Source organism: Nocardia amamiensis (genome assembly GCF_015477605.1).
In the GTDB taxonomy this organism is placed as follows: domain Bacteria; phylum Actinomycetota; class Actinomycetes; order Mycobacteriales; family Mycobacteriaceae; genus Nocardia; species Nocardia amamiensis_A.
Genome location: NZ_JADLQX010000334.1, coordinates 1 through 255 on the forward strand (window position 1 = coordinate 1; position 255 = coordinate 255).

At 57.3% G+C, this 255-nt stretch carries 1 rRNA gene; it reads right to left on the reverse strand.

The annotated features are described in order from the left end of the window. Positions 1 to 255, reverse strand: a 16S ribosomal RNA gene (locus tag IU459_RS38030); the annotation flags it as partial.

Genomic DNA, 255 nt, shown 5'->3' on the forward strand with positions numbered 1-255 from the left:
AGTTTTCACAGACGACGCGACAAACCGCCTACAAGCTCTTTACGCCCAGTAATTCCGGACAACGCTCGCACCCTACGTATTACCGCGGCTGCTGGCACGTAGTTGGCCGGTGCTTCTTCTACAGGTAGCGTCACTTGCGCTTCGTCCCTGTCGAAAGAGGTTTACAACCCGAAGGCCGTCATCCCTCACGCGGCGTCGCTGCATCAGGCTTTCGCCCATTGTGCAATATTCCCCACTGCTGCCTCCCGTAGGAGT